Here is a 19,609-nt window from a genome sequence, read left to right as displayed (position 1 = left end):
GCCACCCGAACTGGCCGACCATGCCGGACATCCGCCGCCTCAATCCGCCGCCAGGGCGACGACGGGGTCGAGCATCGCGGCCTTGCGCGCCGGCAGGTAGCCGAACAGCAGGCCGGTGGCGGTGGCGCAGCCGAACGCCAGCAGCACCGGCCCGGCCGAGAACACCACCGGCCGTCCGAACGCCACGAAGGCGCCGGCGGTGCCGAGCCCGACCAGCACGCCGATCACGCCGCCCAGCGCGCACACCGCCAGCGCCTCGGTGTTGAACTGCAGCAGGATGTTGAAGCGGCGCGCGCCGGTGGCCATGCGGATGCCGATCTCGCGCGTGCGCTCGGTGACGCTGACCAGCATGATGTTCATCACGCCGATGCCGCCGACCAGCAGCGAGATCGCCGCGATCGAGCCCAGCAGCAGCGTCAGCGTGTTCTGCGTCTCGGTCGCGGTCTCGAGGATCGACGCCATGTTGCGGATCTGGAAATCCTCCGCCCGGTGGCGGTCGATCAGCAGGCGGCGGATCGCCTCCTGGGTGGCGTCGATGCGCGAGACGTCCTCGACCTGCACGGTGATCGACCGCACGTAGCGCTGGCCGAACAGCCGCAGGCTGCCGGTGGTCAGCGGCGTGAACATGATGTCGTCCTGGTCGCTGCCGAACGGCGAGGCGCCCTTGGCCGCCATCACGCCGATCACCTGGAACGGCACGTTGTTGACCAGCACGTAGGCGCCGATCGGATTCTCGCCGCCGGGGAACAGCGCCCTGGCCACGGTCTGGCCGAGCACCGTGACGGCGGCGAAGCGCGTCACGTCCTCGTCGCTGAAGAACGCGCCGCTGGCGACCGGCCAGTCGCGCGCCTGCGGGAACTGCGCCGTCGTGGCGTCGGCCTGGGTGACGTAGTCGCGGTTCAGGTAGCGCGCCGTCACGCTGCCGGGGAACTCCGGCACGGCGGCGGCGACGTTGGGCAGGTCGGCGATCGCGGTGGCGTCGGCCGCCACCAGGGTCGCGGTCAGGCCGCCGGACTGGCGCACGTTGGGCGCGCCGGGGCGGATCAGCAGCAGGTTGGTGCCCATCGCGGTGATGCGGTCGAGCACCTGCTTCTTGGCGCCGTCGCCGATCGCCAGCATCGCCACCACCGAGGCGACGCCGATGATGATGCCGAGCAGGGTCAGCAGGGTGCGCATCAGATTGGCGCGCAGCGCGCGGAGCGCCATCTTGCCGGCCTCGACCATGTCGGGCAGCACGGTCGAGCCGCGCGACGGGCGCGACGCCGGCACCGTGGTCGCCGACACCGCCGGCATGGCGCCGCTGTCGTTGACGATGTCGCCGTCGCGGATCTCGATCACGCGGCGCGCCTGCCTGGCGACGTCGGAATCGTGGGTGATCAGCAGCACGGTGTGGCCGGCCTCGTTGAGCGAGGTCAGCAGCTTCATGACCTCGACGCCGCTCTTGCTGTCGAGCGCGCCGGTCGGCTCGTCGGCCAGGATCACCGAGCCGCCGTTCATCAGCGCCCGCGCGATCGACACGCGCTGCTGCTGGCCGCCCGAGAGCTGGCTGGGCCGGTGGTCGAGCCGATCGCCGAGTCCGAGCGTCGTCAGGATCTCGCGCGCCCGCGCCAGCCGCGTCTCGCGCGGCAGGCCGGCGTAGACGGCCGGCACCTCGACGTTCTCGGTCGCGGTCGCGGTGGCGAGCAGGTTGTACTGCTGGAAGATGAAGCCGAACGCCTCCCGGCGCAGCACGGCGCGGTCGTCGCCGTCGAGCTCGGAGACCTCGCGGCCGTTGAACAGGTAGCTGCCCGTGGTCGGCCGGTCGAGCATGCCGATCAGGTTCATCAGGGTCGACTTGCCGCAGCCGGACGGCCCCATGATGGCGGCGAACTCGCCGGCGTTGATCGTCAGCGAGATGCCGTGCAGCACCTCGGTCGCGATGTCGCCGCGCACGAAGGTCTTGGTGATGCCGCGCAGCTCGATGATCGGCGTCGCGGTCATAGCCGCGGCGTCCGCTGGCCGCCGCCGGGCTGCGGCGCGATCGTGCGCGTGGGCGTCGTCGCCTCGCCGATCACCACTTCCTCGCCCACCTTGAGGCCGGATTTGATCTCGGCCGAGACGCGGTTGGTGACGCCGACCTCGACCGGGCGGTCGACGATCTTGCCGTTCTCCAGCACGCGCACGCGCCAGGTGCGGGGGGCGCCGGCGGCGCCGCGCACCGAGCGCAGCGCCACCACCGGCACGACGGGCACCTTCTTGGCGTCGCCGACCACGAAGAACACCTGGGCGCTCATCTGCGGCAGCAGGTCGGCCTCGGGGTTGGGCGCGTCGAACAGCGAATCGTAGAGCACGACGCTGTTGACCACCTGCGGCGTGGGCATGATCTGGCGCAGCTTGCCGGAGCGCCGGCGGTCGGGCCGGCCCAGCGTCGTGAAATACGCCGTCATGCCGATCTTCAGCCGCGGCACGTCGGCCTCGGACACCTGGGTCCACACCGTCATCGTGTCGAGGTCGGCGATGCGCAGGATGATCGGCGCCTGCTGGTTGGCGTTCAGCGTCTGGCCCTGCTTGGCGAGGATGTTGACCACCGTGCCGGCCATTGGCGCGTAGATCTTGGTGTACTCGAGGTTGGCGCGGTCGCCGCTGAGGGTCGACTCGGTCTGCTTGATCTGCGCCTCGACCATGCCGATCTGCGCCTCCGCGATCTTCACGTTGGCGTCGGCGATGTCGTAGGCGTCCTGGCTGGTGGCGCGCGCCGCCAGCAGCTCGCGCTGCCGCTTGAGCTGCTGGTCGGCGAGGATCTTCTGGGCCCGCTTGTCGGAGAGCTGGGCGCGCAGGTTCAGGAGCTGCGCCTCGTTGGCGTTGACCCGCGACTGGTAGACCGTGGGGTCGATCTGGGCCAGCAGCTTGCCCTTCTCGACCTTGGACCCGGGCTCGACGAAGATGCGCTGGAGCTGGCCGGACACCTGGGTGCCGACGTCGACGTATTCCAGCGGCTGGAGCACGCCCACCGCCGCCACGGTGTCCTCGACGTCGCCGATCACGACCTTCTGGGTGATGGGTGCGGCGCGGCCGGGGCCACTGGAGCCCGGCCACAGCGTCCAGCCGCCGACGGCGGCGGCGACCACGGCGATCGCGGCGATCAGGACGATGGCGTTGCGGCGGGACATGGCGGCGGGATCACGGGGTTGGAGAGCGCGGCGGCGGGCTCTTGTGTACCAGTTTCATAGGGCGGCGCGGCGGCCGCCATCCCCGCGCCACACGCCGATTTGACCGGCGTCCGGACGGGAACGGCCGGCGCGGTCGGCGGGTGCCTCAGGATCGGGATCGAAGATGGTGATTTGCGGGCGTTTGATGGGCCGGATACGGCGCGCGCCGGCGCCGGTGGGCGCCCGCCCGCCGCCGGGGGTCGCCCTTGCGTCGGCCCGCTCTTTCCCGTATGACCGCGCCCGTCGCCCCGATAGCTCAGCGGTAGAGCAACCGCTTCGTAAGCGGTAGGCCGTTGGTTCAAATCCGACTCGGGGCACCATTTTTAATGCACTTTTCGGCCTAGGTCGCTCCGTCCGCCCCTCCGGGGGACCACCGGGGGACCACGAAGGGCCATAGCTAGATTTAGCAACGTTGCGCAGGCTCGTCCGTTGCGTCTGCCGCTCGATCAAATGGGGGAGGGTCACGTCGTGGCTATCAGCGCCCGCGTTGTGAACCAAAATTATGCCTTGGGTAATGCGTTAATTCGTTTATTGCGAAAACTGGCGCTGGAACTCCAGTGGGGTGAAAACCGTTGCGTTTATTGCGAATATGACCACATACTTACGGTCAAGCCATGGAGGGCGAAATGAGCATGGCACTTCTCGACATGGAGCGCACGCAGGATGCGCCTCCGACGCTCACAGAGATGGATGCCGCTAGGACTTCGAGCCAGCAGCTTGCTCATTACGTTAATGAGCGGGTTCGGATTTCCCTGTCCGTCGCTCGAGGTGACAATGTGGAGGTCCTCGACCTTCCGCTTACTATCCTGCGTCCAATGATCGAAATACTAGCGGCCGTTGCTCGCGGGGAGCCGGCGCAGGTGCTGCCTATGAAAGCGCAGCTAACCACACAGGAGGCGGCGGATCTGCTGCACGTGTCTCGTCCGTATTTGATCAAGCTCTTGGAAGAGGGCAAGATTAAATTCACCAAGGTCGGGACCCATCGGCGGATCGAGTTTTCCGCATTGCTTGGGTACAAGCGCGAGCGTGATCAGACTCGCGAGAGTGCGTTGGATGAGCTAGCCGCGATCGCGCAGCAGAACGGAATGGGGTACTAAAAGCCGTCGCCATGGCGCGAATCAATTCAGCATTCGCTGTCATCCTCGACGCCTGCACGCTTTACCCGGCACCGTTGCGAGATTTGCTTCTAGAGCTTGCGGCCAAGGGCGTTTATCGAGCGCGGTGGACGGCGAAAATCCACGATGAGTGGATGGGCGCCGTCCTCCGTGACAATCCCGATGTTGCGAAGGACGCACTCGAACGAACAAGAACGCTCATGGACCTTCATGCTGAGCATTGCCTGATTGACGGATACGAGTCTTTGATCCCGTGTTTGGCGTTGCCGGATCCGAATGATCGCCACGTCCTTGCTGCCGCCATTCGGGGGCGCGTCGACGCGATAGTTTCTTTCAACAAAAAGGACTTTCCCGCCGCGGCGCTAGAGCCATACGATATCGAGCTAATACATCCCGACGACTTTCTTACTTATCAGATCGATCTTAATAAATCTGAAGTTGTAGCCGCTGCACGTCGAGTGCGGCAACGTTTGAAGAGTCCCCCCAAGACTGCTCGCGAATATCTCGACACACTCATTAAGCAGAAGCTCCCAAACACGGTCATTCAGTTAGAATCTGATATCACGTTGATCTAAGAAGCCTAACTCCAGTGGCTAGGCATCGGAACACCTCGTTGAGAGCGATAGGACGGACAATGACGAGAGAGAGAATGCAACGAGCGCTCCTGGCGCTCGACAGTGAGAGAGAGGCGCGAAACGCCCAGACGCAGGCGGAGAACAAGCGGCTCGACAAAGAGTTCCGGTCCCGCGTGGATGAGATCGAGTCGATCGTCCCGCCTTGCCTGCGAAGCGCGAGCGCGGCTTGGGGACGAAGGGCGAAGGTTGTCAGAGAGCAGCGAGAACACAAGCGCTCCGAGAGTCGCGGAGATGCATTCATTAGCTTCAGCGTTGTGGACCCGCGAGCAAAAGGCGTCGTGAAACGTGGAGATTATACGATTGGAGTCGACGCAGAAGGAAACTGGTATGCGACGGAATTAGGCGGGCATTCATTGAACGAACAGATCGGACTAAAAGCGGGCGAAAAGTTGACCCCCGCAGTTGTTGAAAGTGTCCTTGAGATCGCTCTTACGCGATTTCATCGGAATAACCCCGGAACTGCATAGGCGAAGAGGCATTCGTCCAAAGAGGTCGGCGCGTCGATCACCGGGGTTCCACGCGCCCGCCACCGGAGTCGACCGGTCGGCGGGCGTGGTCGTTTTCAAGGGCCCTGACACGCCAAGGGCCCGGCCGTCGCCAGCCGGGCTCCTGTCGTCGATCGCGCGCTACGCCGGCGTGTAGACGCAGACGGCGTCGTTGCCGAGCGGCGAGCCGAGCCAGACGCGGCCGTTGCTCGATACGTAGCCGACCTCTGCGCCATCGTCGGCACACAGCCGCGGAAACCGGACGTCGGCATAGCGTCCCGGCCAGCGGGCCAGCGCCGCCGTGAACATCGCTGACGCCTCGGCGTAGTCGGCGGTCGGATAGACCCGGCCGCCGAACCGCATTCCGGTCGGGCGCTTGGCCGGCGGCGCGCTCATGCTACCGCCGCGCGCTTGACCGGAGCCAGCGGCACGTCGACCGGAAGCCCGCCGAGCAGGCGCCACAGCAGCGCGTCGCGGTAGTCGCTCAACGCGGCTGCGGAAGGTCGGCGGCCATGGATCAGCGCGTCTTCGATGTCGGCGCCTTCGTTGTAGCGGATCAGTAGATGCTTCAGCTTGACCCGCAGCCCCTCGGTCGTGAGCGGCGCGACATCGTCGAGCACGTCCTCATGGACCTTGAGGCGCGTGTTCATCTGATCCTCGGCCTCGATGGTGCCCGCCGGCGCCGCGATGTTCTCGATCGACTGGCGGCAGTATCCGGCCCAGGCCTCGAGCAGCGCGACGTCAGGGGAGGTGGTAGGGTTGAAATCAGCCATCGCGTGATCTCCATAGGATCAGGTTGTGGTCAGAGCCGGGCGGAGGTTGCCACTTCCGTCCGGCTCGCCTTTCTGGTACTACCACAATAATGAGCAAGTCCAATAAGGTATTACCTAAAAAGCTCCGAGGCGATCCGCCGGCTCGTCGAACTCGGGCTGAAGGCGAAGAGCGGTCGCTAGCGCGATGGCCCTCCGACGCCCTGCTACTACGAGACGGAACTTCGGCTTGAGGAGAAGTTTCGCCGGCTTGATCGGGAAAAGATCACTTATTGGCTGATGAACTGGTCCGGTGAGGTGAAGATCGACTACGGAGAGGGCGACAAAGTTCACTATCAGGGACTCAAGTTTACAGGCAGCCCAGTCGACGTTTTCTGGACAATCATGACGCCGGTTCTCAAGCGGGAGATCGGTGACACCATGGCCGCCGTATATGAGACTGCAAAGGGATATCCGCCTCGACCAGCCTTGAAGGCGATCGACGAAGGAGCGACGTTGCTGACGGGATTCGTATCCCAAGTTTATGTACGCATGTCTGAGGTGGATCGATTGCTTCGAGGCGAAGGTTTTCCTGATAAAATTGTGCCGCGTGATCCAACCTCCTACATCAGCCGCATTCTTCCGGAGATCGAACGTCGCCGTATTGCCTATCGCGCACTGCTGCCAGAGTCGCGGTTCGCTCAGATGAGCTGGTGGGTCGAACGCAACAAATGGCTTGCCGGCCTCATGGCTACCGCCATCGTCGGCGCCGCGGGCGCCGGGCTCAACCTTGTGATCAAGGCCCTCTGAGCAATTTCTCCCCACCCCATTGACCCGCGCGCCGGCGCGGCCTGAACTCGCAGGGATGAGCCGCCCCGAACACACCATCGCCCCGCCGACGCCGGGGACGGGGCATATCGTCAGCAGTCAACCACCCGCGCTGGCGGCGCGCTCATAGGGCTCGACGTTGGCCCTACAGAAATCAGCCATCGCGCCCTGAACCGAGCGCACGCGGTCGCGCGCGACGCCGTCAGCGCGTTCAAGCGCCTCCAGCGTTGCGATCGACGCGCGCCGATGCGCGCACTCCCTCAAGGCGCGGAGTAGAGCGATTTGGCGGGTCCGAGCCACGTCCTGCGCAATCTGCAATTGGTCACACAGGATGTTCCAGCGCTCGCCGATTTCGGCGCGGTCGTTGCTCGTGTGCCCGAGCGCGTCAATGAGCTGCCACTGATCATCGGCCAGGACGCGACGTTCATTGTCGAGGTCCCGGAGCTGCCGCCACACACCCTGCGGCACGTGGTCACCGGCCGCCCATCGGCGGACCGTTCGCTCGTTGACCTCGACAGCTTCCGCGATCGCCGGGATCCAACGAGTCCCGCATAGCGACTCGCACACGTTCCGAAACAGTTTGCCGGTGTCCATGATTCCTCGCTCGGCCGGGCCCTGCGCCCATGCAAATCAGCGGAGCATTTCCCCGCCGCAAATCCTATTTGGGGCAGCGACGGGGAGTTTCAAGCATGGAGCCGGGCGCCGCGTGGTTCTTCCGGCCGGTGAGATCCCCCGGCATTTTCCTTCAGATTCGCGGCGGCACGCCGGAAATCCCTGGCCGGTGGACGGGTCGGCGGCTGTGGATATCCGCCCGGCCCCCCTACCGGCGGCCCGCCACCCCGGGGGCGGTCAGATCCCTAGCGCGCCGCGGGGCGGCACCGGTTCGGCCATTCCTGTGCAGCGCCGCGAAATTCGGACCGGGGGTCAGGTCGGCCGACACACCCCCGGAAATCGCCCTGTACGGCGCCTCGACCCGGCGCGGCCCTGGGGCCGGGGTTCCGGCCGATCGTCTCAGACGGCCACAGCGGCCGGCGGCGTTGTTGAGTATTCTGTCGGCGCCCGGTCGACCGCCGCGGCGGATCAGGCTCCAGGCCGGGCGACCCCAAGGAACGACTTGAGCGCCTCGACGGCACCGGCGAACTGCACCATTATCGGGTCAGTACCGTGTGAGCACATCTCATGGCAGTCGCGGGCGCCGACGTTTCCAGAGCCACAACCCCGGCTCTGACAAGCATCGGCGGTGCTGCTGGGCCATGCTCTAGCGGCATGATGGTGGCGGGACATGGCGCGTGGCGAGTTGATGAAGAAGTTGCTTGTCAGCTATGGGCGGGACGAAGAGTTTCGCGCTGTGGCGGAGCAAATCATTTCTGAAGAAGAACGGAAAAACAATCGCGCGCTTGCGCGGTCGCTTCGAAAGGCGTTGGACAGCGCGACGACGAATCCAAGTGCTGGGCGGACCTTGGCCCCATTGATTCCATTTCCGGACGCTACAAGCAACTTCGTCGAACGAATCGAGCCATCGCATGATCGAAATGATATCTTGCTTAGTCACGCGAATATTCAGATTCTCACTGATCTGATTCAGGAGTTCCGCCGCGGCGAAGACATTCGACGTCACGGATTGACGGTGCGATCAAAGCTTTTGCTATGTGGGCCACCGGGATGTGGCAAAACTCTTTGCGCGGAGATTTTTGCTGCAGAGACGGGACTTGCATTCTTCGTAGTCAAAATCGATCGATTGATCTCTTCATATCTCGGTGAGACAGCGGCAAACGTGCGAAAGGTATTCGAGTTTGCTCGAGCTCAGCCCTGTGTTCTTTTTTTGGACGAGTTCGACGCACTCGCCAGAGCCCGAGACGACGCCGGCGAGCACAACGAACTACGGCGGGTAGTCAACAGCCTTCTGATTTTCATTGATCGTATTAAGCCAAAGGGCTTTCTCGTTGCAGCGACCAATTTAGATAAGTCCCTCGACCCCGCGATCTGGCGCCGATTCGATGAGGTGATTTGGTTCGACAAGCCCGATCTTGCAATGATCGGGCGCTTTCTGCGATTCAAATTCAAGAACGCTGCTGTTGGATTTGATGTTTTGCAGCACGCGACCAAGATGGTGGGATACTCATTCGCTGAGATCGAGCGAATTTGCACTCAGGCGATCAAGGCTGCGGTCATTGATCGCCGCAAGGATATTTTCGAACAGGACTTCGTCCGAGCGATCGCAGACGAGGCAAGGCGTCGAACTGCGAGCGCCCGTCTAAACAACCTCGGCGGAGCCTAGGCGTAAATGCCGAGTTACCAACATTTGCGATTGATCCGTATTCCAGAGCAGCTCGAGCGGCGAAAGCGTCCAGGAGGCGGCGGAGCGCCAGTGCGTGATACACGTCTGCACAGCACGAAGCTTCGGGCCGAGCTTAATGCGGCAGTGAATGAGCAGCGACGGCGGCGTCGGCCGGAGTTCGTTGACCCGGCGTTAATTCTGCGCGTCAAGATGCAGGGAATGACGCTGGAAAAAGAGTGGGAGCGTTTGGGGCTCTCTCTTCTGAGTAGCGACCAGGATAAATCGTTGATCCTCTTCTCCTCGAGTGATGAAGTTTCCGATTTCCGTTCACGCCTTGAGGCGTACTCTTCCGGCATTCAGCCAGGCCGCGTAGCTCCGCCCTATAGCGGATTCATCGGACGGATTGAAGAAATAGGCGACCTAGCGCCGGAAGACAGAATTGGCCGCCGACTACGCGAGCAAGGCTACATCAACCCCGACGATTTTTCTCTCGATCAATCTTTTGTTGTTGATATCGAACTCTGGGACTTCGGAAGTAGCGACCTCAGACAGCGTAAGCTGAACGATATAGAGGCATATATCACCACCCATCATGGCGAAGTGTTTGACAGGTATATCGGCCCTTCGATTTCGCTACTTCGCGCGCGATTGGACGGATCAATCGCTCGGTCCCTTTTAGCGGTGACTGAGATTGCAACAATTGACCTGCCACCCGAGCCGGATGCGGCGACCGGCGCCGCCTTGGCTCTTACGGCAGACAATCTACCTTCTGTATCGCAAGTCGCGGCGGATGCCCCGGTAATCGGTCTGGTAGATAGCGGCCTGAATGCGCATCCTCTTTTTGAGGGGGCAATAGCAGGAGCGATTGGGGTCCCCGAGGCGCTAGGGGGGGCCGATGACTTCGGACACGGAACTCGTGTCGGAGGAGTGGCCCTGTTCGGCGATTTGCGCGCGCAACTAGGCAGTAATATGTTGGTGCAAGGCGCGCGCATAGCATCAGCGCGGGTTCTCAACCAAGACGGAAAATTTGACGAAAGGAGTCTCGTTGCCCGACAGATGCGCGCAGCATTGACGACACTGAATGAGCGCTTCGGATGCCGGCTGTTTGTCATCGCTTTGGGGGATCGCAGTGCGCCATACGATGGAGGCAAGGTTGGCACTTGGGCCGCGACACTTGATGAACTCGCACATGAACTCAACGCCGTGATTATTGTCGCCGCCGGGAACAACGAATCTCCTCGTAGTGGTGATGCGCTCGAGGAGGCGGTAACGGAGTACCCCGCGTACCTTTTGGAAGCGCAGAATCGCCTATTCGAACCGGGCGGCGCGATCAACGTTTTGACAGTCGGGTCGCTTGCACACGGTGAAGGCGTCGGGCCCGAGTTCTCCGAGATAGTCCACGTTAGACCGATAACGCAAGCTTTGGAGCCGTCGCCATTTACGCGAATTGGCCCCGGGCCTGGTAAAGCCACAAAACCAGACCTCGTGGATATTGGGGGCACAGCTGTTTTTGATGCGGGGGTGAGGCGCCTTAGAGTAGGTCAGCAATTGCCATCGGCTGGTATTCTGACGCTACACCACCAGCCCATGGTCCGGTTGTTCGCGAGCGCGTCAGGCACGTCTTTTGCTGCGCCAATGGTCGCACATAAGGCGGCGCAACTCCTGAGGCAGTTTCCCCACGCTTCAGCGAATTTGATTCGCGCGCTTCTCGTTAACGCGGCGCGCGTCCCTGAAGAAGCGATGGCAAAATTGCAGCCGTTAGGAGATCACGCGCCAACGTTCGTCTGCGGGAATGGAATGGTGGACGTGGAGCGTGCAGCATATTCAGACGATCACCGGGTCATACTTTTTGCGGATGACCAGATAGATATTGATCACTTCGTAGTGTATGAATTGCCGATTCCGGAGATCTTTCAGGCAGGCGGACGGCGTTCAATTCGTGTCTCTCTTGCCTATGATTCGCCGGTTCGCCATACGAGGGCCGACTACGCGGGAGTCGGAATGAGCTTCCGACTAGTCCGTGGATGTACGCGGGAATTTGTGTTTGACCACTTTCGTAGGCGTTCGCAGAGTGATGGACGTCAACCAGAGCTGAGTCCACGATTCGACTGCAAGCTTTTGCCCGGCCCGCAGCAGCGGGAACGTGGGACACTTCAGTGTGCAAGCGTTTCCTTTCAGCGCGGAACAGAGAACTACGGAGATATGTATTACCTAGTGGTTCGTTGTGAGCGTGGCTGGGCTGACGTCGGCAATCAGCAGTACGCTGTTGTGGTTGAGCTTGAACATCAGCTGGAAACTCGCTTGTACGACCGCCTGCAAGTGCGAGTGCGGGTCTGACGTAGAGTCCGAAGCCCCTATCCCTTTCGGGAGCTGTGCGAAACGACCGGGAAGCGGCTCGCCGCCGGCGTCGGCCCTGCTGGCTTCAAGGGCGGCGACGTCGAGTGCCCTTTCCGCGACTCGGGGTGCAGCGCCGACAGCGCAGCGCCCTTCAGGCGATCCAGCCGCCGCGTATCCGCGGGTGGCGAACGGCAGCGGCAGCGAGGGGCGGCGGCAGTGGTACGCCCGGCCGCTGTCGTCGAGCACCTTGAATGCGGCCTCGATCTCGACGACGGTGGCGACGATCGCGGCCAGCGCCTCGCGCCGGGCCGGCACGGTGACGGCGGCGAGCTCCGCCGCGACGTCGCGGCGCACGGGCTCGAGGTGGGCTTTCGCTTCCTCCGCCTCCGTCTCGGCCGTCTTCGCCTCGCGCCGCAGCAGCTCGTCCGCGGCGCGCATGTCGGCGACGAGTTCGCCGGTGGTGTTAAACTCCCGCTGCGCCTCGACGCGGACCTGGGAGAACAGCCCGACGGCGTCGGAGCGCCGCCGCTCCGTCTCCTCGACGCGCCGCTCCGCGACGGCGAGCCCGCCCCTGGAGTCGACGACCGCCAGCGCGGCGACGATGCGTTCGCCGTTCATGTTGTGCTCCTCAGGTCTTCGTCCGCGCGCCGCGGCGGTGGTCGGCGTCGCGCCAGTTGCGCCCTTTAACCACGGCGAGCCTCCATTCCGAGCTGACGCCCGGCATGCATCCGGATGCCGGCCCGCGCGCGATCCACAAGCATCCGCTGTGCGTGACGCAGTCGCCGCGGACGTAGGCGCGATCGTCGGCGTAGACGCCGCGGTTGATTGGGATCGGCAAGTCGAAATCTAAGGTCTTGCGTCCGACGCCCAGGGTCAGGCGACGCTCCCCATCGTGGGTCGCGACGACGTCGACAGGGGGCACCGGCTCGCCGAGATCGGCAAAGGCGTCGAGCTGGCGCAGCGCGCGCTCGCGGTGGCGGGTTTGGTTCACAATGTCGACGGCGAGCTCGGCAAGCTCTCATCGGAAAGTCGTGTACCGCGCATCCGCCAGGCGCCGGGCCGCAGCGGCGCGCGCCTAGCGGATCGCGGCCGCCGTCGCGCCGGGCGCAGGCTGGTACTCACGGCACACGGCCTGCGCGATCTCGACCTCGCGCGCCGCGAACCGAAGCCGCGCACGCTCGACGGCGGAGTCGGCTAGAGCGTGATGGGATGATGTCGGGAATATCCGGCGTGGGCGAAGTAGTTTGAGCATTCTTCGGGAGTGGTCATGGGCAGGATGTCGGCGATGGCGTTGTAGACGGCGTCGACGGAGCGTTCGCCGGCCTTGCGCAGCCAGTGCTTGAGCTTGGCGAAGAACCGCTCGATCGGATTGAGATCCGGGGAGTACTTGGGCAGGAAGAAGAGCTTGGCGCCGACGGCGCGGACGGCGTGGCGGACGGCCTCGCCCTTGTGGGAGCCGAGATTGTCCATGACGACGATGTCGCCCGGCTGGAGGGTGGGCGCGAGAACCTGCTCGACGTACTGGAGGAAGCTCTGACCATCGATGGGGCCGTCGATGAGCCACGGCGCGGTGAGCCGGTCGTGCCGCAGGGCGGCCAGGAAGGTCATGGTCGTCCAGCGGCCGTGCGGCGCCTTGCCCGGCAGGCGTTGTCCGCGCGGCGCCCATCCGCGCAGCGGCGCCATGTTGGTCTTGGTCCAGGTCTCGTCGATGAAGACCAGGCGGGCGGCGTCGATGTGGCCCTGATGGTCCCTCCACCGCGGGCGGCGGCGCGCTACGTCCGGCCGGTCGCGCTCGCTGGCGACCAGCGTCTTTTTCTATAACTGCGCTTCTCGCCGTGGACGAACTCCCACACCGTCCGGTAGTCGACCCGCAGGCCGCGCCCGGCCAGCTCGCCGACCAGGCCGCGCAGCGTGAAGTCCTGCGCCCGGCAGCGCTCGAGCAGCCAGTCCCGATACGCGCCCACGATCTTCTTCGGCCGGCAGCCACCCATCGGCTTGGCCGCCACGCTGCCCGTCTCCCGGTGCCTGCGACCCAGTCGATCGCCGTCTTGATGCCTATGCCGAAACGGCTGGCCGCCTTGTTGCGCGACAGGCCTTCCTCTTCGACCGCCCGCACCACGCGCTCACGAAGGTCCATCGAGTAGGGTCGAGCCATCTTTGCTGGCCTCCTGCCCAGCCAGCGTCTTGAATCACTTCTCGACCTCTTGGGAATCCCCCTTCGATTCCGACTCAACTCATCCCGCTCTAGGACGAACTCGGCGAGCGCGGCCTCCGCTTCAGGCGGGATCGCGGCGCGGGCCGGCATCGGCTCAGCCCTCGCCGGCGTTGATCGGCGTGGGTTCCGTCACGGCGCCGGGGCGGTCGGCGCCGGCCGGCGCGGTGCGCGCGACCTTGGCGCCGGCGATCTCGCGGAGATCGAGGGCCATAGCGACGGCGTCGCGCGCGATCGCGGTGCGGTCCGCGACAAGCGCCGCCTCGCGCTCCGCCCGGTGCTCCTCAGCCGCCGCGCCGACACGGTCGCTCAGGAGTTGCACGATCGCGGCCGCCTAGTCGAGGGCGTCCATCGCATGCCCGACGGTGCGCGCGAGCGGAAAGTGATCATCCAGCAGATATGCCGTCCGCGCTTGGTTCATGGTCCGGTGCGCCTCGTCGATCACGGCGTGGCGCCGCTCGGTGCGCAGTAGCGCGGCCTGGTACGCCAGAGGCGTCCGCCCCGGCCCGGTGAACATGCGCGCTATGGCTCGCATTCTTCGTCTCCTGTGGCGGTCAGGATGACGGGCTCGCTTTGCAACGACCCGGCTACTTTTTGCAAAGGCTAGAGCGCGTCGAGCGTCGTCCGCCAGCCCGGCGCCGGGCCGAGGCTGAGCACGTCGAAAAGCCCGCGCCGCAGCGTTCCTGCCCTCGGCGTGCGCCCGGTGCTTCGATCCGCCGACCACCCCGCGGCCTCGTACCGCGCGAGCGCAGAGGTGATCCTTTTCGCCGCCCGGCTCGGCGCCACGTCGCCGAAGTGTGCCGCCCGCATCGCCCGCAGCGCCGCGTCGCGCTGGTCCCGCGCCAAGCCGTTGAGGATCCCGACCGCCGGCCGCCCCTCTCCGAGCGCCCGCAGCGCCGCCATGTCGGTGTCGTCGAGGTCGCTGCCGTCGACGCGGTCGATCAGGAGCGCGGCGCCGGCGGGGGGCCGATCAGCCGGGGAGCCGATCAGCGGTCATCGCTCACGCCCAATCGCAACGTGGCGAATCGCATCCGATGCTGATGGTGCCTCCAACGGATCGCCCAAAAGGTCCGGATTCCGAAAATCTGGATTTGGTACAATAATTCGCTCCGCTGCGGCGGCGGAACGTTGCAAACGCTGCGTTCTTTCGGGTGGATTCGGGAATCGGCTGAAATTCCGGGGCGCAGAAAAAAAATATGCGCGTGACACCCCGGGCGGTAAGGATCGCCACTAGTTCTAGAGATTTGCCTCCCCCCCCCACCCATCGCTGGTGGGTAGGCTGGGGTTTTGCATCATCCAACGACGGCATAATCTGTCGCACGGCGGCGGCGGCCAAGCCGGAGCGCCATCGGGCAGCCGACCTTCGCGGATACCGTCGCAGACTCCGCCGGCGTGAGGCTGACGTCGCGTCGCCAGGCTAGGTGTTCAGGCGACGCTGACGCGCTCCTATCTTTTGCGGCCCTAGCCGCCAATGACCCAGACAAACGAAAGCGCCGGATCTATCAGGATCCGGCGCTCTATCGTCTAGGGTGGTTTCCGCCTTCGCTTCCTATGGCGGCGGAGCTTCCGCGGGAGGGGCGGCGGTATGCCGGTGCGATGGTGTTTGATACGCCGACCCGCCAGCCAATGGGCGAGTAGCAAGAGCGGAACGATTGCGAGCTCTAGCATGGGCGCACCTTGGCAGGCTGGCGCCAGTGGCGGCGCTTGGAGATGGCGGCGCGGAGCGCGGCGACGCACCCGCCGAAATGGTCGACTGCCTCGCACGCATAGGCAAGGCCGGCGCGATGGGCAGCGACGCACGACTCCGCCTCGCTGGCATTCAGGCACGCGACGCGGCGGAGCGCCGCGGCCAAGCGCGGCAACGGGCGCGCGCTCATGTCCCGCGCTCCGGCTGGCGCGCCGCCTTGCCTTCCGCATGCCGGACCGCTCCGCCGGCGCTTTTGATCGCGGCGCGGACCTTGTCGGCGGCGCGCGGCGCTCCGGCCTGGATCAGCATGTCGCGGGCGCGGCGGAGCATGGACTCGGCTTCCCGCGCCATGGACTCCGGCGTGGCGCCAGGCTCGAGCGGGGCCGGCGCGGAGCTCGCCGCACCATCCCGCGGGAAAACCAGCGCGCCGCACTTCGGGCATTCACGATCCGAAAACGTGTCGCCTTCCTCGTGACGTTGCGCGACGTCGCGCGCCTCGCGCGTCGCATCCTCCGCGCCGTGCCAGTCGCAATTCTGGCACTCAAAGATTCGCTCTTTCATGTTCGACTCCATCGTTTCCGGCGTGGAACATTCCGCCGCCGCATGCGGGCGCATGGTCGGAACGGCGCGCGCGGCGCCGTCCCTGCGATGCGTCCGGCTATTCGGCCGCGACGGCGTAGAGCGTTTCTGCGACGACGGCGCCTTGCGTTTCGGCCGCGACGACGTAGCCTTGCGCCGCGATGCGCGCGCGGAGCGCGGCGCCGAACGGCGTATCGGAGCCGGCGCCGATCACGATGACGCGCGACTCGGCCGGCGGCGCCGACAGCGGCCCGTCGACCTGGTAGCCGGACCTGTCGACCGGCCGTGACCGGCGGATCGTGGCGTGTGCTCCGGCGTACCCCCAATCGTCGTCGCGCATGCCGGGCGTGGCGACGAAATGCGCGGCGTCGGGCTCCGGCGCCGAGTCCACCAGCGGCCCGAAATACCACGCCGCGCGCCAGCGCCGCGCCGTTCGGTGCGCGGCGTCGACGTCGGCCGGCTTGAAGAGCTCGGGCCACGCCAGGGCGACGGCGGCCCAATCGCAATCCTCCTCAAACCACCAGTCGCCAGCGTCGCGGCGGCCCATGGCGGCGCTCGCTCCGGGCAACCGCGAGTCCATTTCGGCCACCAGATGATCGGCGACGCGGAAGCCGCCATGCGACGGCGTTCCGACGTGCCAGATTCCCGGCGCGAGCTCCGCCGTCGACTGCGCGCGGCCCCATGGGGTGTAATCGGGCGCGAGGCGCGACTCCGCGATCTTCGCCGCCGCCCGCTCCGCCGCCTTGCGGTCCCGCTCCCCGTCCCGCTCCGCCCGGAGCGTCGCGCCGTGCGTCGCGGCCCAGGCCGCATCTTCCGGCGTCGGATCCGGCGGAGTCGCGTCGCGCATGGGCATGAGCACGCCGAGGCGCCGCGGATGCGCCGGGTAGGTGACGCGGGTCAGCGAGTCGAACGCCGGCGCGCCGGTGTCGATATTCCGCGGGACGCTCAACACGACGGAGTCGTCGCACAGCATGCTATTGAGATAGCCGGCGTTGTAGGCGACTTCCCCCGGCGCGTCGTTCCCCTGACCGGGGAAGTAGGCGCCGGCGGCGCGCGACACGCGCACCACGTCGACCTTGCTCCGGCCCGACGCGGCGCGATGCGCCTTCCAGGCCGCGACGAAAGCCGGCCGGTCCGCCGGGGCGAAAACGATCGACACGGCCGGCGCGTCGGCGGAACCGATGACGCGATCGTAAGCCGGGAAGGTGCCGTCGATCACCTTGGAGTCGATGGTCACGGCGCCGAAGGGGCCGATGCTGACTTGGATGCGCGCGGCGTTCCAGTCGAGCCGCACGGACTCTTCGGGCCCGTACAGTCCGCACGCGCGGATGATGAGGTCGACGGCGCGGCGCGGAACGATGATCGTGTCGCCGCACGCGAAGTCGTCGGGGTCGGGGCACGCCAGCGAGTCGATTTTCAGCCGGTGCCCATCCGTCGCCACCATCTTGAGCGTCGCGGGCGAGTCCGGGTCGGCGTGGAAATACACGCCATTGAGATAGTACCTCGTTTCCTCGCGCGAGATACACGGCGCGATCCACGCCAGCGACTCGGCCAGGGCGCCGGCGCGGAACGTCGCGCCGCCGGTCCACTGTTGATCGGTCGCGAGCATGGGGAAGTCGGATGGCACGGCCGCGCAGTCGACGGCGCCGACGTCGACCAGCCGGCCGGCCGCGGCGTGCGTCATCATGTTGCCGGGCGCGAGCTCCGCCGACGTCGCCTTGTCGACCGCGAGGGATAGCGCCTTCGCGTTGAGCAACGCCGGAGCGGCCGCGGCGATGGCGCACGCGACCGTGACGGTGGAGTCCATGTCGGTCGCGCGGAGCTCCGAAGCGCCGTCGGCGCGCGGCGTCAAGAGCACGGCGCCCAGGACGGGAATCGAATTGCGCGTTTCGATCACGGCCGAAACCATGTCGACGAGCTTACGGAGGGTCGGAACCTTGGGCGCCTTGGCGCGAGCGATCTTAGCCATTGTCTTAACTCCCATTGAGTTTTCCGCCGGACATATCCGAGCGGCATGTGCCGTCATGGCGCATGGTTGAGCGGGCGGCGCGCGCCCGCTCCGCGATGCGTCAGTGTCGGATCATGGCGGCTGGCACGCGCGCGAGGATGCGGGCGCGCGCCGTGTCGCGGTCCGGCGCGTCTAGGAACGCGACGGCGTGAAACTCCGTCGACCACGCGACGAAAAGCGACTCGCCGCGCTCGCGACAACCCCAATAGGCGCCGCCGCGGTCATAGCCGCCGGAGTCCAGCCGGACCTTGGCGAGTCGAAGTGCGCCGCCGAAATCCGGACTGAGTCGCGACGCGCGGCCCATGGGCGCGCCGCGGCTTGCGTCGACCGACGCCAGCGGATCGAATGCCGCGGGCGTCATCGGCCGGACTCCGGCGCGTCGGCGCTGGCGTCATCGGCCGGCGCTTCCGGAGTCCATGTGTAGGAAAGCCAAAACGGGCCGGCGTCTATCGCGACGGCGCGGCAGCCTTCCAACTCTCCCGGCTGCCAGATATGCGCGCCGTCCGCCGTTTCGCGCTCATGCGGCGCCCGCCCATGGGGGCAATTGAGCGTGACGCGCAAATCGCTCGCGTCGATACCGCTCGCGCCGTTTTCGTTCGCGAGCGCCGCCAGCGAGTCGGCGCGCTCCGCGACTTCCGATAACAGCGTTTCCGCCTCCGCGCGGATCGCCGCGTCGCAGATAGCCGCAGCATAGGCGACTTGCGCCTCTTGCCACTGACTCGCTTTGTAGATCGGGCCGGCGCCGTCCGCCAAGTCTTCCGCGTCGCGGCCGTAGTCATGTTCGTAGCGCGAAATGATCTCGGCGCAGGCGTGATAGTAGACGCACGCCGATTCAACGGCGGACGCAATGTGATCGTCGAAAACCGAGTCGCGGAGCGAGTCCGCGTCGTATTTGTCGACGTCGTAAATCGCGTCTGACAGGCAGCCGGCCGCCGCCTCCGCCGCGATGAATCTATCGCCCATTGGATTCCCCCTTTGGGATTTTCGCGCCAGACAATTCCGGTGCGGAGCGCGCCGCGCTCATGACATCCGGCCGCGCGGGCCGGATGCCACAAACCGGCGCTTAGGCGTTCAACATCGTGTCGATTGCGTCGGCGGCGCCTAGCAGCGCGAGGCGGTATTCCGTATCGGGCAGATTGTCGACATCCTCATCCGGTTCAGCGTCCATCACGCCGCACCGGAGATTGGACTCGACGTCGCGCCAGTCTACGGGCGGCGCCGCGTCGCGCGCCTGATACCACGCCACCGCGGCCGCGCACTCCGCCGCGAAGTAATCGGCCAGCGCGGCGACAACGGACTCGGACGTGTCGATACCGTCGCCCGACACGGCCGCGGCGTATTCCTCCGCCGCCGTGCGGCAGTCGACGGAGTCCGGCGCGGCGAAACCGCCGCTCGACTCGTCATAGATCATTTCCAGCCAATCATCGCACGCGCCGGCGTCTAGGACAGCGGCGACGCGCGAGTCGGTGGCGGGTTGCGGGTGGTAGATTTCCAGCGAGGCGCCCATG

General features: G+C 65.7%; 20 protein-coding genes, 1 tRNA gene and 1 pseudogene. 7 read left to right on the top strand and 15 right to left on the bottom strand.

Annotated elements, in window-relative coordinates:
* Positions 1 to 39 precede the first annotated feature (39 nt).
* On the bottom strand, positions 40 to 1,980 hold the full coding sequence (gene macB, locus IPK81_14165; protein QQS10777.1) for a MacB family efflux pump subunit: 1,941 nt from the start codon (positions 1,978 to 1,980) through the stop codon (positions 40 to 42).
* A complete protein-coding gene (locus IPK81_14160) occupies positions 1,977 to 3,149 on the bottom strand; it encodes an efflux RND transporter periplasmic adaptor subunit (GenBank protein QQS10776.1) in 1,173 nt (390 codons plus the stop codon). Before IPK81_14160 ends, macB begins: the two co-directional genes overlap by 4 nt.
* 284 nt (positions 3,150 to 3,433) lie before the next feature.
* Here IPK81_14160 and IPK81_14155 point away from each other — a divergent pair.
* From IPK81_14155 to IPK81_14145, 3 genes are all read left to right on the top strand, one after another.
* Positions 3,434 to 3,508: transfer RNA gene (locus IPK81_14155), tRNA-Thr, on the top strand.
* A gap of 312 nt (positions 3,509 to 3,820) precedes the next feature.
* Positions 3,821 to 4,285 carry a helix-turn-helix domain-containing protein gene (locus IPK81_14150; GenBank protein ID QQS10775.1) on the top strand — a complete coding sequence of 155 codons (465 nt, stop codon included), beginning with the start codon at positions 3,821 to 3,823 and terminating at the stop codon, positions 4,283 to 4,285.
* A gap of 20 nt (positions 4,286 to 4,305) precedes the next feature.
* Entirely contained in the window at positions 4,306 to 4,878 is a 573-nt protein-coding gene (locus IPK81_14145; protein ID QQS15116.1) for a PIN domain-containing protein, read from the top strand.
* 686 nt (positions 4,879 to 5,564) lie between these two features.
* Here IPK81_14145 and IPK81_14140 read toward each other — a convergent pair.
* Both IPK81_14140 and IPK81_14135 read right to left on the bottom strand, forming a co-directional pair.
* Entirely contained in the window at positions 5,565 to 5,819 is a 255-nt protein-coding gene (locus IPK81_14140) for a hypothetical protein (protein QQS10774.1), read from the bottom strand.
* The gene (locus IPK81_14135; protein QQS10773.1) at positions 5,816 to 6,196 is read right to left on the bottom strand and encodes a hypothetical protein; all 381 of its coding nucleotides are present in this window, start codon (positions 6,194 to 6,196) and stop codon (positions 5,816 to 5,818) included. The genes IPK81_14140 and IPK81_14135 overlap by 4 nt, the downstream gene beginning before the upstream one ends.
* A 294-nt stretch (positions 6,197 to 6,490) precedes the next feature.
* On the opposite strand from IPK81_14135, the gene IPK81_14130 reads away from it, so the two are divergent.
* On the top strand, positions 6,491 to 6,982 hold the full coding sequence (locus tag IPK81_14130; protein ID QQS10772.1) for a hypothetical protein: 492 nt from the start codon (positions 6,491 to 6,493) through the stop codon (positions 6,980 to 6,982).
* 117 nt (positions 6,983 to 7,099) lie between these two features.
* Here IPK81_14130 and IPK81_14125 read toward each other — a convergent pair whose 3' ends face one another.
* Complete coding sequence (locus IPK81_14125; GenBank protein ID QQS10771.1) at positions 7,100 to 7,594, bottom strand: hypothetical protein; 495 nt, start codon at positions 7,592 to 7,594, stop codon at positions 7,100 to 7,102.
* A 688-nt stretch (positions 7,595 to 8,282) separates the two neighbouring features.
* On the opposite strand from IPK81_14125, the gene IPK81_14120 reads away from it, so the two are divergent.
* The 3 genes from IPK81_14120 (at position 8,283) to IPK81_14110 (ending at position 12,813) form a co-directional block, all read left to right on the top strand.
* A complete protein-coding gene (locus IPK81_14120; GenBank protein ID QQS10770.1) occupies positions 8,283 to 9,278 on the top strand; it encodes an ATP-binding protein in 996 nt (331 codons plus the stop codon).
* A gap of 219 nt (positions 9,279 to 9,497) precedes the next feature.
* Complete coding sequence (locus IPK81_14115; protein QQS15115.1) at positions 9,498 to 11,615, top strand: S8 family peptidase; 2,118 nt, start codon at positions 9,498 to 9,500, stop codon at positions 11,613 to 11,615.
* A gap of 892 nt (positions 11,616 to 12,507) precedes the next feature.
* Positions 12,508 to 12,813, top strand: coding sequence for a hypothetical protein (locus tag IPK81_14110; protein QQS10769.1), 306 nt, complete (start codon positions 12,508 to 12,510; stop codon positions 12,811 to 12,813).
* On the opposite strand, the pseudogene IPK81_14105 reads toward IPK81_14110, so the two are convergent.
* The 10 genes and pseudogenes from IPK81_14105 to IPK81_14060 form a co-directional block, all read right to left on the bottom strand.
* A pseudogene (locus IPK81_14105) lies at positions 12,810 to 13,770 on the bottom strand (IS630 family transposase). The gene IPK81_14110 and the pseudogene IPK81_14105 sit on opposite strands and share 4 nt — an antisense overlap.
* 154 nt (positions 13,771 to 13,924) lie before the next feature.
* On the bottom strand, positions 13,925 to 14,149 hold the full coding sequence (locus IPK81_14100) for a hypothetical protein (GenBank protein ID QQS10768.1): 225 nt from the start codon (positions 14,147 to 14,149) through the stop codon (positions 13,925 to 13,927).
* 12 nt (positions 14,150 to 14,161) lie between these two features.
* Entirely contained in the window at positions 14,162 to 14,344 is a 183-nt protein-coding gene (locus IPK81_14095) for a hypothetical protein (protein QQS10767.1), read from the bottom strand.
* 86 nt (positions 14,345 to 14,430) lie between these two features.
* Entirely contained in the window at positions 14,431 to 14,730 is a 300-nt protein-coding gene (locus IPK81_14090; protein QQS10766.1) for a hypothetical protein, read from the bottom strand.
* A gap of 758 nt (positions 14,731 to 15,488) precedes the next feature.
* The gene (locus IPK81_14085; GenBank protein ID QQS10765.1) at positions 15,489 to 15,704 is read right to left on the bottom strand and encodes a hypothetical protein; all 216 of its coding nucleotides are present in this window, start codon (positions 15,702 to 15,704) and stop codon (positions 15,489 to 15,491) included.
* The gene (locus IPK81_14080; GenBank protein QQS15261.1) at positions 15,701 to 16,075 is read right to left on the bottom strand and encodes a hypothetical protein; all 375 of its coding nucleotides are present in this window, start codon (positions 16,073 to 16,075) and stop codon (positions 15,701 to 15,703) included. Before IPK81_14080 ends, IPK81_14085 begins: the two co-directional genes overlap by 4 nt.
* A 97-nt stretch (positions 16,076 to 16,172) precedes the next feature.
* Positions 16,173 to 18,119 carry a hypothetical protein gene (locus tag IPK81_14075; GenBank protein QQS10764.1) on the bottom strand — a complete coding sequence of 649 codons (1,947 nt, stop codon included), beginning with the start codon at positions 18,117 to 18,119 and terminating at the stop codon, positions 16,173 to 16,175.
* A gap of 43 nt (positions 18,120 to 18,162) precedes the next feature.
* A complete protein-coding gene (locus tag IPK81_14070; protein ID QQS10763.1) occupies positions 18,163 to 18,462 on the bottom strand; it encodes a hypothetical protein in 300 nt (99 codons plus the stop codon).
* Positions 18,459 to 19,064, bottom strand: coding sequence for a hypothetical protein (locus tag IPK81_14065; protein ID QQS10762.1), 606 nt, complete (start codon positions 19,062 to 19,064; stop codon positions 18,459 to 18,461). The genes IPK81_14070 and IPK81_14065 overlap by 4 nt, the downstream gene beginning before the upstream one ends.
* Positions 19,065 to 19,164: 100 nt before the next feature.
* Complete coding sequence (locus IPK81_14060; GenBank protein QQS10761.1) at positions 19,165 to 19,608, bottom strand: hypothetical protein; 444 nt, start codon at positions 19,606 to 19,608, stop codon at positions 19,165 to 19,167.
* Position 19,609: the final 1 nt, after the last annotated feature.

The sequence above is a fragment of the Rhodospirillales bacterium genome, assembly GCA_016699855.1.
Lineage (GTDB): Bacteria > Pseudomonadota > Alphaproteobacteria > Reyranellales > Reyranellaceae.
Note: the sequence above shows the minus strand (reverse complement) of the source record. Positions and strands in the feature narration are given on the sequence as shown.